Genomic DNA, 15572 nt, shown 5'->3' on the forward strand with positions numbered 1-15572 from the left:
TACTAGAAAGATGAGAAGTAAGAGAATTGCCAGCTTGGAGGAATACAGAGATGAATCATAACCCAAACCTAAAAATGAAGCGCACAGTCTTGATCGTAGATGACGAAGAAGAGATTGTGGAACTGCTGCGAATTTTCCTTGTAAAGGAGAATTATGCTGTTAAGGAAGCCGGCAGCGGGCAGGAAGCTTGGGCCCTGCTTCAGCGGGAACATATAGACATTGCGCTCGTGGATATAATGATGCCTGAAATGGATGGCTATCAGTTGATCAGCCGTATTCGCGAGAAGCTGAAACTGCCAGTGATCATCATTTCGGCTAAAACCGGGGATCTAGACAAAGTCACAGGACTCGGAGTTGGCGCAGATGATTTTATAGCAAAGCCGTTCAGTCCGATTGAGGTTGTGGCACGAATTCAAGCACAGCTGCGGAGATATTATGATCTGCTTGGTGCTCAACCTGCTGCCGAAATAAAGCCTGCGCGAAGCATATGCGGTTCATTACAGTTGGATCATGATTCCTGTATGCTTTTCCGAGAAAATGAGAGCATTGTACTTGGGCCGCTGGAATATAGGCTGTTAAACCTGTTCATGAATGCTCCTGGACGAATATATACCAAGAAACAAATCTATGAAGCGGTATGGAACGAACCCTACCTTGAGGACAGCAACACCGTTATGGTTCAAATCAGCAGACTTCGAGATAAGATTGAGAGTGATCCCAAGCATCCTCGCTATCTCCAGACGATCAAGGGGCTCGGCTATAAATGGGCCAGCCAGGCGAGCAGCAAATGAGAACGCGCAGCATGCATTCAAGCCTAATGATCAATTATGTATGGTTTACTATCTTTTTTGCGCTCATTTGTTACGTGGTATACAGCATTATGTACGATGCCAGGGATGAATATATGAACCAAACACTGCCCTTGGTAGAGGCGGACAATTTGGTTCGGGAAGAGTGGGAGGAAATTCCCTACGAAACCGCAGCCTCTATGGGCGGATATGTGCAGGTTCTGGATGAAAATTACCATGTCGTTTTCACTAGAGGACGTGCAGATGGAGAATCTCCTCAAAGTTATACGGAAAAAGAGCTGCTGAGCCTGTTCTATGCGTCTTCTGATTCAGATTATTATTACTCCATTGCACCGCAATTAACGAAAACAGGAGAAAAGCATCATTTGCTGGTTGTGATACCCGGAGGGGCGATCATGAAAGAAAGCAGAATCGTCCGAACCGATCGGGAACAGACCGCATATTTCGTCAGACTGATTGTCACTGGATTGATTGTATTTGCTGCAGCATTTTCTCTTATGCTCTGGTTATACAGCCGGATTACTGCCAGAAAAATAACGCTCCCACTTCGAGCTGTCTCGAGCAGACTGGCGGCAGTATCGGAAGAGGAGCAGGGAGAACATCTCCAAATTAAGGCCAATAGGGAACTTATGGAGATCCAACTGAATTTCAACCGCATGACGACCCGGCTGCAAAAAGCGCGCGAAGATAAACGACGGTTGGAAAATGACCGTACACGCATGTTTATGGACATTTCACATGACTTGAAGACTCCCATTACCACCATTCAGGGATATGCAGAAGTCTTGCGCTTAGGACTGGAACAGGATGATTTTCAGCGCAAAAAATATGCAGGATACATCCATCGAAAAGCTCTTTTTATCGGTGCTCTCGTTCAGGACCTGTTGGAGTTGACCAAACTCGAAAACGCATCTTTCTCTTTTAAACGAGTACAGGGTGATCTGTCCGAAATATGCCGCACAGAAGCAGCTGATCTGTACGATTTCTTTGAACAGAAAGGCATTCAGTTAGATATTACAATACCTGATAAACCGGTTTTATTTCATTTTCATGAGGGATTATTCAGAAGAATCATTCATAATTTGCTTGCGAATGCCTTAAAGTACAATACTCACGGCGCTCATGCGTGGTTTACACTGGAAGAAAGAGAGGAAGGTGTACTTTTGACCGTAGGGGATGATGGACCAGGGATATCTGAAGACTTAGCGGCATCCGTATTCGACCCGTTTGTACGTGGGGACCGGGCGCGCCGCAATGATGGTGGGTCTGGATTAGGGCTTTCCATCGTAAAAAGCGCGGTTGAGAAGCATAACGGGGTCGTTTGGATGGACCGCAGGGCAAAAGGCACACTGATATCCATCTACTTTCCTTTCTAAGCATCTCACAGAATTGCAGTCAGACGCTATAATGTCGAGGTACAAGATTTGTCCCATTTGAAGTCGCTGTTCTAGCGGCTTTTTCTCGTTCAAGTACTGTCAACCAATATGCTCGTTCATAAACGAATGGACAGATTGATTAACTATAAATAAATTTTATCTTGAAGTAGTAGGCAGTTTATACTTAACCTAAAACACGAGAAGATCAAAGTGAGGTGTCTGGATATGAATACCCAAGCTTTATTAGATAAAATAACAGTACTTTTTAAAGAAGAGTTAAAAGGGAATTTGATCGGTATTTATTTGCATGGGTCATTGGCTATGGGATGTTTTAATCCCAATAAAAGTGACATCGATTTTTTAGTTATTGTAAAAGAAAAGCTTACACCAGCAAATAACTCCAGGATTGCAAAAATCGCTTTATCATTGCATGATGAAATGTCTGTGAATTTTAATGAACGCGGTATAGAATTTACCATTATTCTAGAAACGTACCTAAAACCTTTTGTCTATCCTACACCTTTTGAGTTCCATTATTCTGATTACCATAGGGAGAAATATCGTACGGATGAGAATTATGTTTGCGGCGGATTGGAAGATAAGGATTTAGCTTCTCAAATTGCTGCTGCCTACGAGAGAGGAAAAAACCTGTATGGACAACCATTATGTGAACTTTATGAACCGATTGATAGTCAATACTACCTCGACTCTATATTAAACGATGTGGAAGGATGTGCTGATGAGATCATGGACACTCCTCCTGCATACCTTACTCCTACGTACCTAACCTTGAATTTTTGCCGAGTTCTTTATTACGTAAAAGAAGGTAAAATATCTTCGAAGCGAGAGGGAGGAGAATGGGCTTTGACATATTTGCCTCGAAAATTTCAGCCCTTGGTTGAGATGTATCTAACGGCATACATCGACGAATCAGCGAGCGGAGATAAAGACAACAGCAATCTTGATATACCAAGTTTGGCAGCATTTGTTGAATATATGAAACAAGAAATAAAGCAAAGTATATCATATCGTTAAACTAGTACAGTCCGTTTCGTAACATTGTAATTAACATAAAAAGATTGGGGGAGTCGTTATGGGAGAAGTATGGACCAGTTCGATGCAGGGTACACCTTGGACTATAAGGAAAATGAATAAAGCGGTCAAGCAGCTGGGACATCGGGCGCTTGTTTCGTTTGTGATCGATATAGATAAACTCGAAGATCTACAAGCGTTAGATAAGCATGTTTTTGCTAAACGTCCGGATTTAATATTGTCTGTACATCAAATTGATATGAAGGGTTGTTATACGGAAGAATTATTACAAACTATAGCTGGTTTAAAGCATATAACAGCTTTACAATTAAAGCTATATCATCCGATTGATCTTAGTATACTTGGTAAGCTAGAGCAATTGCAGTTTCTATCCATAACAAGTAATAAGCCGGTAAACTTAGAATTCCTTTCTAATTTCCGTAATCTACAATATCTTTCTTTACATGGAACATTTGTAGATTTAGCGCCTATAGAAGATGCAGCTGAACTAGATACACTCATTCTGAGTACGAATTTTCATGAACTGAACTTTATTCGTCATTTAAATCAATTGGAATGTCTCTTTATTCATGATTGTACCCTTAAAGGATCCTTGGAAGGACTTGCAGATTCTAATGTTAAAATGCTCAGCTTAGCTAATATACGTAACTTAACGGACCTGAATGATATAACTTCAATGCATAATCTTATTTACCTTCGATTATCCTTACCCAAGGTGGAGGCTTTATGTGATTTCTCTAAAATGAATAACCTTAGGCAGCTGGAAATGGATCATATGAAAGCATTAAAACATATAGATCAATTGTGGTCAGCACCGCGTCTCGAAATGTTACAGTTAAGGCAAATTTCCACAAGCATCAAAGCCGAAGATTTAGAGCCTTTAACTGAAATGAAGCACTTGCAACAACTGGATTTTCGATTTATTGATTTTAATAAAGGAAGGATTGCAGCATTACGCAGCTGGTTTAACCAAGCAGGAAAAGACCATATTCTCTATGAGAATATTGCTGAAGACAAGCGAATGAAGTCCATGTGGTTAATACATTTACAAAAGCATTTAGGTTAAAATAAATAACAGATAATTCACAAGCAGTACAAATTCTAAGCGGTGTTTTCAGTTTTTTAAAAGATATGTATTAGCAGAAAAAGTTCTTTACTTAAAACTGAAAAATGCTCTAAAGAGGGCAGACAGTTGTTAAATCGGTTCAGCTGGAAAGAAAATGATGTTTATGTAATACCTCTGACAGACTCCGTTTCTACAGTTATTCAATTACTCAAAAAAACTTATATTATCATGTTTAATATTTTTTTGGAGAATTCAACCTCTGCTTGGAATGAGGTTAATTTACAGAATATTCACGAATTTCGAGTGATCCGAGTGCTGCATTCGGCTGTAAAATTAACCGCAAAACAAAAATTGAAAGGTTCGGCGGCGATCCCCAAAACAGATGTCGAATTACCCAAACATTATATTAGTCGAGATTTCGGAAAACGTCGGGACTCATGCTCTACTCGGTTCAACCTATCCTTCGAAATCACTTGAACAATTAGAGCCGTATGAATTAACTGCATTACATACAGCTAAAGATCTGATGCATAGACTCTACTGGTCATACTCTGTTACTTTCGGGCTCTTCAAATCTGAATAGGTAAAAGGGACTGTCAAATTCAATAGCGAAGTTCGGATAAGAGATTAGTTGAAGTCTATCGGAAGTTAAATTGGACAGGTATTCAGGTTTCTCCATATCGAAAGGATTCAGACTTTCAAAACTGGATTTAAGTTCTCGAATAACAGGCTCCACAGCTGCACTCACTGAAAATTTGGTTGATCGTAAGAATTAAATACAAATGAAGACTAGAATACTTAAGCATACCATTAATTGGTCATTAAATGTGAGGGGACTGCATACATAAAACTGCATGTCCTTTTTTGTGTCCATTGACATGGAAGGACAAATACATGTTCCCGTGGAAAGCCGCTATTGTAAATAACGGCTTTATAAAATACCACCCTATAGTTAAAATCAGAGTGGTGCATATAATTATTTAAGGTGCTGGTGGCGCTGGTGCTGAGAAGAGTGTAATACTATGAGGTTCAGATGGTGCTTTATCTGTCCCTGTTTGTTCCGTCAGCATCTGCTATAAATGTGATATTGTATGTTCCCTCTTGGGAAATAACTTGATTATAGAAAGTGAAGGCCAAGCTATAAGACCCTAAAAGCCCATCTATAATAACTTTGTGTCCATTATCGTATATCATGTCTTGAGTGAATTGCTTCCAAACTGTTCTGCCATCATGATAATAATTATCTACACCAAATGTAATCCCTTCTGCTGTTATTTCTAGAGTACCATTGGTATAAGGCTCGCCAGGAAGATAATTGAGACGAATCTGTTGTGGGATAGATCCAGCCTCCAGTGTTAATTCTCTAACACTTTCATTGAACCCGTAGTGAGTGGATTTCAAAGTCGGCGCCGGACCTTTAGTTAAAATGAATTCAAATACATTTTCAGTACTCTTTGGAGACATGTATTCAGTATTCGGATCAAATGCAGTTATTACATATTTATAAGTCCCAGGCTCCAGAACACCAATATCACCAGTTAAAGACCCATCGATATTACTTTTTCCAATGTACTGTTCATTTCCTAGTTCGCCTTCATCGACTATATTATTTTCGTTCTTTCTTTTTGGTCTAAAAGCTCAATAAAAAAAAGTAGTGATCTGGATTAACTTAATTGGGCGAGTAAAAAACGAAATACTCATTGCTTCTTCATGCTATATGCGATATATTGCATACAAGAATAATTGTAATGAGGATGAAAAACAATGCCAATTCCTAAAGATTTTGCTTTACCCGTCCGTATGTCGGCAAAAGAACGAGCATTTTCTCAGATTCAACGGTGGATTATTGATGGAACACTGCAGCCAGGTGAAAAGCTAATTGATGCGGAAATGGCTGAATCGCTCGGAGTCAGCCGCACTCCGATTCGTGAGGCATTTCAGTTACTCGAAGTTCAAGGTCTCGTGTCTATGCATCCAGGAAAAGAAACAAAGGTAACAACTATTGAGAAAAACGATATTTTTAAGATGTATTCAACGATGGCTGCTCTTCAGGCCTTGGCTGCTGAAATTACCGCCAAAATTATTGTTCCTGAACAAATCGAGAAATTAAGATCCATCAATTTGGAATTTGCAAGTTCGATCAAGAATGGTCAAGTTTATCAGGCCATGGAGGTGGATGAGCTATTTCACAATTATATCGTGGAGCTCTCAGATAATCCTTACGTGGCCACATTTAACACATCTCTTCAGATTCACATTAGGCGATTTAAATATGTGTTTCTAAAACAACCTATTACGGCTACACTGGCTTCTGTCGAAGAACATGATTTGATTATTAAAGCTTTTGAAGACAAGAATAGCGACGATGCCCATAAACTAATGAAACAAAATTTTATCAGGCCGATGCAGGAACTGTACGAAATACTTTGAAGTGAGGGGTTAAAGGACATGGAAAATAAAAAAGATCTTCGTATTCGAAGCAGGGTAATCAGTGAAGGCGCTAACCGGGTACCGAACAGGGCCATGCTGCGTGCGGTTGGTTTCCAGGATGAGGATTTCAAAAAACCAATGATCGGAATAGCGAGCACGTGGAGTGAAGTAACACCGTGTAATATGCACATCAATGATTTAGCGGTACAAGCTAAACAGGGCGCACGCGATAACGGTGGTGCGCCGCTAATTTTTAATACAATTACCGTGTCAGATGGAATCTCGATGGGGCATGGAGGAATGTTGTTCTCGCTGCCAAGTCGCGAAGCTATTGCTGATTCGATTGAAATTGTGACCGGAGCTGAGCGTTTTGACGGCGTTGTTGCGATCGGTGGATGTGATAAGAATACGCCTGCATGTCTAATGGCTATTGGACGGATGAATATTCCCTCCGTTTATGTATATGGGGGAACCATACAACCAGGTAATCTCGACGGCAAAAAAGTGGATATCGTTTCCGCTTTTGAAGCCGTTGGTCAATATCAAGATGGCAAAATAACAGATGAACAGCTGCATAAGGTCGAATGTAGTGTTTGTCCAGGTCCAGGCGCTTGCGGAGGCATGTATACCGCTAATACGATGGCCGCTGCTGCAGAAGCAATGGGTATGTGTTTGCCTGGTTCTTCTTCGACATCAGCTATCTCGGCGGATAAAGCAAAGGAATGCGAAGCAGCCGGTAAACAGGTCATCTCACTGCTTGAACAGGAAATCTATCCAAGAGACATTATGACAAAGAAAGCATTTGAGAATGCGATCACCGTTGTTATGGCTCTGGGGGGATCAACCAACGCATTTCTCCATCTGCTGGCTATTGCGCACTCCGTAGAAGTGGATTTAACCTTGGATGATTTTGAGCGAATTCGTCTGCGTGTTCCTCATCTGGCAGATCTGAAGCCAAGTGGTCAATATGTGATGCAGGATTTGAATGATATTGGCGGTGTTTCAGGGGTAATGAAGCTGTTGCTTGCTGAGGGATTACTTCATGGGGATTGCCTCACGGTAACAGGTAAAACGTTGGCTGAGAATTTAGCGGAAACGGCTCCACTTCCGAATGACCAAGAGATTATACGACCACTCGATAATCCGCTGAAGCCGGATGGACCTCTGGTTGTGCTTCGAGGTAACCTCGCTCCTGAAGGTGCTGTTGCCAAAATGTCAGGCATGAAGATACAGCAGTTTTCAGGCCCGACAAAGGTGTACGATAGCGAAGATGAAGCGACAGAAGCGATTATGAATGATGAAATTCAAGAAGGAGACGTCTTGGTCATACGCTATTGTGGTCCGAAAGGTGGACCAGGTATGCCTGAGATGCTTTCCGTAACAGCACTCATTGTAGGCAAAGGACTCGGCGGGAAAGTTGCTCTCATCACAGATGGCAGGTTCTCAGGTGGCTCGCATGGATTTGTAGTCGGCCATGTATCACCTGAGGCACAAGTAGGCGGACCGATCGCTTTGCTCCAAAACGGGGATCTCATCACCATTAACAGTGACATCCAGGAGATGAAGGTTAAGGTATCAGAAGAAGAGTTAGCGGCTCGAGCGAAAGCGTGGGTTCAACCTCCGCTGAAAGTAAAATCCGGTGTACTCGGCAAATATGCCAAATTAGTTTCCTCAGCTTCAAAAGGAGCAGTAACAGATTTGATGGAATAAACAAAAAACAGCAATGCTATATACAGCAATGCTGCTTTAGAAATCAAGAATGCCGCAAGAAGATGATGAAGAATACTTTTGTAAAGATTAATTTGTATACCTCCGTTAATTTCTATTTGATAATTAACGGGTGCTCTTTTTGTAAATGCTGAGATAATATTAGAGCGCAGCAGTAAAGAAGAGAAGATTTATCAGATTTATTACCGGATTGAGGGAGATGGAGAATTCATTTTGCGAATAATGGTCTCGTATTTCGATGATTCAATCACCATCCTTGCGGATGAAGCTTAAAATTGCGCAGCGTGCCTATAATGTTCTGTGTGAAAGTTTGGCACGTTGGAAGCTGCAGTAAAGCAAACGTTGAACAATAACACATCGATCCAGCTCTAGTTAGATCTACCTCGATCTAGTAAGATACATTGGATGGTTCTTTTCCGGGCTTTCGTGATTTAATATTTTGTAGGTTGATCGTCCTGCATATAATGGAATTTCAAGCTTTGAGAAGTCGGGAAGTCCATTCTCTAGAAAACATTGATCATCTCTATACCGCTGTACAATTTCTCCTGCTATCCACTCATGGTCGCCAAGGCTTGTAATGCTGAGCGTTCGGCATTCATATGCAAAGTAGGCATCCGTGAGAACAGGTATATCAACTTGAAGTCCTTCTTCAAACCCAATATTGAATTCCTTGAATTTATCCAAATCTCTTCCGCTGTATGTTCCAACGGCTTGAATTATTTCGGAGCAATGTGCAGGCAAAAAGTGTACACCGAATGCCCCGCTTTGCTCAATTAATGAGTAGGTAAAAGTTTCTTTGCGAAGAGATATACCATATATTCCTGGCGATGAGCCGATGTACGTGTGCCATCCTGAAGCCATGATATTTTGCTGTCCCTCATAACGCGCAGTCACTATGGCAACCATTCCGGGGTATGAGTACCATGATTCGTCTTGGATCGGTTGTCGCATGCAAATCACTCCTAATAATTTTTTTTACAAAGGGTTTAATGATAAACAACAACATATTATTTGGTATCGATATGGAAGATGCCTATCTCATTATAATGTTCCAGCTTGTAATCAATGGTCCCCAGGCTGCAGTTCAACATCTCCATTTGCTTCAAAATATTTTGACGATGCTGCTGCAGCATTTCTTTCCTCTGTTCACTAGTGATTGAACCTTCCAGACAGAGCAGCATGAATGCTTTTATATCCTCAAGCGGCATACCACTGTCTCTCAGACAGCGTACCAATTCCAGCCAACTTATATCCATCTCCGAATATTTACGGGTACCATATTCTGTCTTTTTCAACAAAGGCATCAGACCTGCCCGATCATAGAACCGCAATGTGGAGGCAGGCAGTTGGGTGCGTTCCGCAGCTTGTTTAATCGTAAATTCCAAGCAAATCTTCCTTTCAAAAAATGGTTAAAGGCATTGACTTAAACCTAAGTTTAACGACTATCCTCAGATAGTACAATAGAGCGTTTACAATTATAGGCTCTAGTCCAACCAATCTCATAAGGAGTGATTCAGTTGAAATACAGAAGGCTGGGTAGAAGTGGGTTGAAGGTTAGTGAGATCGGATTGGGAAGCTGGCTGACCTATGGATCGGCCACTTCGGAGGAGACGGCACGTGCATGTATGCGTAAAGCATACGAACTCGGCATTAACTTTTTTGATACATCGAATTCGTATCCAGGTGCGGAAGAGGTTATGGGAAACACGTTGAAGCCTTATTCACGCAGCAGCTATGTCCTTGCTACAAAGTTGTTTTTCCCGCAAGGATCGGGACCGAATGATCGCGGGTTGTCACGTAAACACATTATCGAACAGTGTGAGGCGAGCTTGAAACGATTGGGTACAGATTACATTGACTTATATCAGTGTCATCGTTTTGATTCCGAAACTCCCGTTGACGAAACGCTCCGAGCATTGGATGATCTGCAAGCGCAGGGCAAAATTTTATATGCAGGTGTCAGTGAATGGACGGCCGCACAAATTGCAGAAGCATCCGGGATCAGCAAACGTCTGAATTTGCGTCCGTTGATTTCCAATCAGCCGATCTACAATATGTTTGAGCGTTATATCGAGCGAGAAGGTGTGATTGAGCAGTGCGAGCAGGAAGGGCTGGGGATCATCGTGTTCTCTCCATTAGCACAAGGGATACTCACGGGCAAATACAAACCTGGGCAGCAGATTCCTGAAGGCACTCGGGCTGCGAACCATCAAACGAATGGGGTCATCAACAGTTATTTACGTGAGGATGTGCTCCAATGTACTGTACAGCTGGCGGAAATTGCTAACGAACTCGGAGTAACCTTGTCTCAATTTGCATTAGCTTGGATTCTACGTCAACCCGTGGTAAGTTCTGCCATCATTGGTTCCAGCAGACCTGCACAGATTGAAGAGAATATCAAAGCGGTTGAGCTTGAACTGACACCTGATCTAATTATGGAAACTGAAAAAATTCTGTCTTCCATCAATCATTTCGCGCCACTGCGATAATAACAATAACCATCTTCTTTCCAAGTGAAAAGAAACCTTCATCGCATTGACGAAGGTTTCTTTCCTCTACTGAAGTTTCGATCTAAAGCACCGCAAGAGATCATTTCTCACATCAGTCCCATTGCATGATCTCAGCCAATGAGGTAGCATGATTTAGAATTCTTACCCTTGCTCAACCCAAGAATTATTCTTTTTAGGAGAGTGCAAACGATGACTACGATATTGGTTGCTGACGACGATGCGAACATTCGCAAGCTCGTTGGTTTATTTTTGCGTAACAACGGATTTAAAGCCATCAACGCCGCAGACGGAAAGGAAGCTCTGGATATCTATAACTCTACGCCAGTGGATTTGGTGATTCTTGATATTATGATGCCAGTCATGGACGGTTGGACATTATGCGAGGAACTTCGAAGAGCCAATCCGGATCTTCCATTACTAATGCTGACGGCAAGAAGCGAAACCTGGGAGAAAGTACAAGCTTTTCAGCTCGGGACAGATGACTATATGACGAAACCATTCGATCCGCTTGAGTTGATGGCTCGAGTCAAGGCACTGTTGAAACGATACCGTATAGGTGTAACGCAGACGATCCAGTTAGGAAACGTTATTCTGAATCGGCAGTCTTATAAGGTCCAGTGGGGTAAAGAGTCGTTCACCTTGCCGCTTAAGGAGTTCGAATTATTGTATAAACTAGCTGGATTACCGGGACAAGTCTATACGCGGGAGCAATTAATCGATCAAGTATGGGGAATTAATTATACTGGCGATGATCGAACGATAGACGTACATATTAAACGTTTACGCGAACGTTTCGCCGATATCTCCGATTTTCGTATCGAAACGGTTCGGGGACTAGGCTACCGTCTAGAGGTGCAAGAGTGACCGGCTCTCTATACACACGTGTAGTCCTGACCTTTCTGGTGTCCGTGATCGGAGGTACAATCCTTTCTTTTCTTGCTACAACCTGGATATTTCAAGATAAGTTAAATGAAAACCTGCAAAGCAACTTGCTCGACTTTGGTCAGGATATCGCACGTATCTACGAGACATTGCCGGTACGCGAAGCAGAAATGCTCATAAGTGAAATGAAACAACTCAACTCCTACCACATTCGAATCTATGAAGAGACGGATCAGTTTCAAACCTATGGAGAACTTAATGGACAACATCCATTCCAGTTGACTACGGAACAAGTGAAGAAAGTGCTGAATGGAGGAAGGATACAAATTAATGGAATCGATACGATCTTCCTGGGATTGCCGATAAAAACTGAAATAGGAAGCATAGCCATGTTTGTAGAGCCCCTCACTTCCTCTTCCACCTTATTTCTCATCAAGTTTATTGTGACCTTTTTGATTTGTTCCTTTGTAGCAGGAAGCTTATTGATGCTAATTGCAGCTATTTTTCTGGTAAGACCGATCAAAAAGTTGACAGAAGCGACCCGTCTTATAGCTGCTGGCGATTTCAACGTCAAACTTAATATTACGCAAAAGGGTGAGATCGGTACTTTGGCTCGCAGCTTCGAAGAGATGATGCACGACTTACAGCAGCTTGAGCAGATGCGCAGGGAATTCGTAGCAAACGTCTCCCATGAAGTTCAATCTCCGCTTACTTCTATTTCCGGTTTTGCCATAGCGCTCAAGCAGGAAGACATTCCGGATGACGAACGAAGCTCTTATCTGGACATTATCATCACTGAAACTGCACGAATGTCGAAAATAAGTGATAGTCTGCTGAAGCTGAGCTTGCTCGAATCTCAGTCACTGCAAATGCGACTGTCCACGTTCAGCCTGGATGAACAGATCCGACGAGTAATCGTCGCTATTCAACCCCAATGGTCAGCCCGCAACATTCAGTTCGATCTAGATTTGCAGCCCACCAAAATCACTGCCGATCATGAACAATTAAATCAGGTGTGGTTCAACATCATCGGCAATGCCATCAAATTTTCCAAAGATGGTGCCCGAATTGAAGTCAAGATCAAACAAAATATCAAGAATGTGACGATCCTTATAACAGATTCGGGTATTGGTATCCTCCCGGAAGACCAAAAGCGTATATTTGACCGCTTCTTTAAAGCAGATCGTTCACATAGCCAGATATATGAAGGCAGCGGTATGGGACTGGCTATTGTAAAACAGATTGTCTCACTTCATCAAGGGGACATCTCGGTTGAGAGCGAATACGGACAAGGAACAACCTTCATCCTCATCTTGCCTATCACAACGCGAGCAGATTAATTGGACTGCATGCCTTTTCCAGACCATGCAACCATGTATAAACCTTAATTCACATGATAATTCAAACTTTTTTGGCCTGTTCATCCTCCGTTCATACTCTAGTAATTAGGGGGACATCTTGGTTAGTTATACTGTCTTTAGCGCTCCCGATAAGGTGGCCCAGCATAATAACGAAGACAGGAGTGGATGCAACAGTGAAACCAAGAGAGGTTACAAAGATGAGTGTGAGGACAGCAAGAAAAAGAAATACTATAGCTGCTGTGACTCTCATGCTGACGATACTTGCTCCAATGTCTGCAATGGCTAAACCGGCTGCCATAGATAATAACAGTAGCCTTACGTATGAGACAACGAAGAAAACCGTAATCGAAAAAGCCAAATTACTGACTGAAACGTACGGTACGACGAGTCTGCAATATGCGCTCATTGATGGTGGAGAGATTATAGTGTCCGGTCAAACGGGGAAGAACGATCTAAACGACAAGGTGCCTCTTACTACGAACACGATCTATGGCATAGGGTCAACCAGTAAAATGTTTCTTACAGCTTCAGTAATGAAGTTGGCGGATGAAGGCAAGATCGATTTGGATGTGCCTGTTGTGAACTATATGCCTGATTTTACAATGAAAGATAAACGATACAAACAGATTACACCCCGTATGTTACTGAATCATTCATCTGGTCTTATGGGCACTTCAACCAGCAGTGCCATATTGTACGGGGACAATGACTCGTATTCACATGATACGTTTCTCGATCAATTGGCGGATCAAAACCTGAAGGCAGATCCCGGTGCATATTCGGTTTATACAAACGACGGGTTTACTTTAGCTGAAATTTTGGTGGAGCGAGTCAGTGGCATGAGTTTTACGGCATTCATACACAAACACTTTACAGAGCCTCTAAAAATGGATCATACGAAAACACCACAAGATGTGGTTAATCCGGTAGAAATGGCGGGAATCTACTCTCCTTCGTATAAGGGGCAGCTCCCACAAGAAAATTATAATATCATTGCTTCAGGAGGCTTATATTCCACCGCTAAGGATCTGGTGAAATTTTCGCAAATCTTCACAGGAGAGGTCAAAGGGATTCTTTCCAACAAGTCGGTAGAAGCCATGGAGAAAAAAGAATACAGAAGAGGCATGTGGCCAAAGGATAGTGATTCTTCTATGTCTTACGGGTTAGGGTGGGACAGCGTGGACTTGTTCCCATTCAGTGACTACGGCATCAAGGCTGTTACGAAAGGTGGAGATACGTTATCTTATCATTCCTCACTCGTCGTACTTCCGGAATACAACATGGCTGCAGCCGTGATCTCTTCAGACGGGTCAAGCGTAACCGATCAATTCATTGCGAGTGAGTTATTACTCAGCGCACTTGAAGAAAAGGGCATTATTAAAGCACGGAAACCGGAAAAATCATTTGGTGTACCTGTGAAGGCTGAGATGCCTAAAGAAATATCCAAGTTTGCAGGAAGATATGGTGGCAGTAATTCAGTGACGAAGATCCAGATAAATAAAGCTGGACAAATGACAGTCTCCTCTCTCACGGCTCCAAGTAATCCGGTTCAAGAATACACGTATACAGCCGATGGTACTTTTGTGAATGAAGATGGGTCAGAAAAGTTGAAATTCGTTGTGGAGGAAAATGGGAATACCTACCTGTGGTCGCGTTCGTATATCTCCGTTCCAGAACTCGGACAGGTGGCTTTCTCCGAATATAATTCGGAGAAGCTCAAAGCCAATACATTACCCAAGGAGATTAACGCTGCATGGGCAAAGCGTGATGGTAAAAAATATTATTTGGTGAATGCGAAATACACATCCATGTTCTACCTTAATGCTACATCAATCCTGCCTATTCATATGAATAAAGAGAATCCAGGGTATATGTCCAATAATAAAATTATTGGAGCAGACGAAGCAGCCAATAAATTGCAGATTCCGGGTGTAGCCGGACGAGATCCGATGGACATTCATTTCTCCAAAAAGAACGCAGGAGAGTATCTTACATTTTCAGGTTATGTATTCGCCAGTGAGGAACTTGTGAAACCCATCTATTCGGGTAAACGATCCGCAACAACCATTCAAGCAGATGGACATGCCAAATGGTTTTCTGTACCCGCTACGGCGAAAGGAAAAGTCATGACAGTGAAGTTACCTGCAAATGGAGCCTTTGCTGTCTATGATAAGAACGGAATTTGTATTAATCACAGCGTGGTCAGCGGTAAGAATGTTGTTGTTTTACCCGAAAACGGCCGTATTGTATTTGCTGGTGAGGCTGGCACCAAATTTGAAATTTCACTAAAAAATTAAGGTGAATGGAGTTTCAAACATTTCTACAACAATCCTACAACAATCAAACTGAGCAGGAGA

Annotated in this window: 13 protein-coding genes; 10 read left to right on the plus strand and 3 right to left on the minus strand. The window is 42.1% G+C overall.

Translation table 11 applies throughout. The features are described 5' to 3' along the window. Positions 1-74: 74 nt before the first annotated feature. From MKY97_RS15030 to MKY97_RS15045, 4 genes are all read left to right on the plus strand, one after another. Complete coding sequence (locus MKY97_RS15030) at positions 75-791, plus strand: response regulator transcription factor (RefSeq protein WP_342556343.1); 717 nt, start codon at positions 75-77, stop codon at positions 789-791. Further along, positions 764-2185: a HAMP domain-containing sensor histidine kinase gene (locus tag MKY97_RS15035; RefSeq protein ID WP_342551174.1), complete on the plus strand. Its 1422-nt coding sequence runs from the start codon at positions 764-766 to the stop codon at positions 2183-2185. Before MKY97_RS15030 ends, MKY97_RS15035 begins: the two co-directional genes overlap by 28 nt. Positions 2186-2410: 225 nt before the next feature. Continuing rightward, complete coding sequence (locus tag MKY97_RS15040; RefSeq protein WP_342551175.1) at positions 2411-3220, plus strand: aminoglycoside adenylyltransferase domain-containing protein; 810 nt, start codon at positions 2411-2413, stop codon at positions 3218-3220. 58 nt (positions 3221-3278) lie between these two features. Beyond that, positions 3279-4304: a hypothetical protein gene (locus MKY97_RS15045; RefSeq protein WP_342551176.1), complete on the plus strand. Its 1026-nt coding sequence runs from the start codon at positions 3279-3281 to the stop codon at positions 4302-4304. Between the two features lie 1041 nt (positions 4305-5345). Here MKY97_RS15045 and MKY97_RS15050 read toward each other — a convergent pair. Next, on the minus strand, positions 5346-5768 hold the full coding sequence (locus tag MKY97_RS15050) for a hypothetical protein (RefSeq protein WP_342551177.1): 423 nt from the start codon (positions 5766-5768) through the stop codon (positions 5346-5348). Positions 5769-6068: 300 nt separating this feature from the next. Between MKY97_RS15050 and MKY97_RS15055 the strand changes: the two genes are divergently transcribed. Continuing rightward, complete coding sequence (locus MKY97_RS15055; protein ID WP_342551178.1) at positions 6069-6734, plus strand: GntR family transcriptional regulator; 666 nt, start codon at positions 6069-6071, stop codon at positions 6732-6734. Positions 6735-6752: 18 nt separating this feature from the next. Continuing rightward, a complete protein-coding gene (ilvD, locus tag MKY97_RS15060) occupies positions 6753-8444 on the plus strand; it encodes a dihydroxy-acid dehydratase (protein WP_342551179.1) in 1692 nt (563 codons plus the stop codon). 396 nt (positions 8445-8840) lie between these two features. Here the strand turns inward: ilvD and MKY97_RS15065 are convergent, their stop codons facing one another. Both MKY97_RS15065 and MKY97_RS15070 read right to left on the minus strand, forming a co-directional pair. Continuing rightward, a complete protein-coding gene (locus MKY97_RS15065) occupies positions 8841-9413 on the minus strand; it encodes a flavin reductase family protein (protein WP_342551180.1) in 573 nt (190 codons plus the stop codon). Positions 9414-9469: 56 nt separating this feature from the next. Beyond that, complete coding sequence (locus MKY97_RS15070) at positions 9470-9847, minus strand: MerR family transcriptional regulator (protein ID WP_342551181.1); 378 nt, start codon at positions 9845-9847, stop codon at positions 9470-9472. Positions 9848-9979: 132 nt separating this feature from the next. Between MKY97_RS15070 and MKY97_RS15075 the strand changes: the two genes are divergently transcribed. From MKY97_RS15075 to MKY97_RS15090, 4 genes are all read left to right on the plus strand, one after another. Further along, positions 9980-10951 (plus strand): aldo/keto reductase family protein, encoded by a 972-nt coding sequence (locus tag MKY97_RS15075; RefSeq protein ID WP_342551182.1) that lies wholly within the window; start codon positions 9980-9982, stop codon positions 10949-10951. A gap of 210 nt (positions 10952-11161) precedes the next feature. Then, the gene (locus MKY97_RS15080) at positions 11162-11836 is read left to right on the plus strand and encodes a response regulator transcription factor (RefSeq protein ID WP_342551183.1); all 675 of its coding nucleotides are present in this window, start codon (positions 11162-11164) and stop codon (positions 11834-11836) included. After that, positions 11833-13194: a HAMP domain-containing sensor histidine kinase gene (locus MKY97_RS15085; protein ID WP_342551184.1), complete on the plus strand. Its 1362-nt coding sequence runs from the start codon at positions 11833-11835 to the stop codon at positions 13192-13194. Before MKY97_RS15080 ends, MKY97_RS15085 begins: the two co-directional genes overlap by 4 nt. Before the next feature lie 218 nt (positions 13195-13412). Then, positions 13413-15512: a serine hydrolase domain-containing protein gene (locus MKY97_RS15090; RefSeq protein ID WP_342551185.1), complete on the plus strand. Its 2100-nt coding sequence runs from the start codon at positions 13413-13415 to the stop codon at positions 15510-15512. Positions 15513-15572 lie beyond the last annotated feature (60 nt).

Source organism: Paenibacillus sp. FSL R7-0652, from assembly GCF_038595045.1.
Lineage (GTDB): Bacteria > Bacillota > Bacilli > Paenibacillales > Paenibacillaceae > Paenibacillus.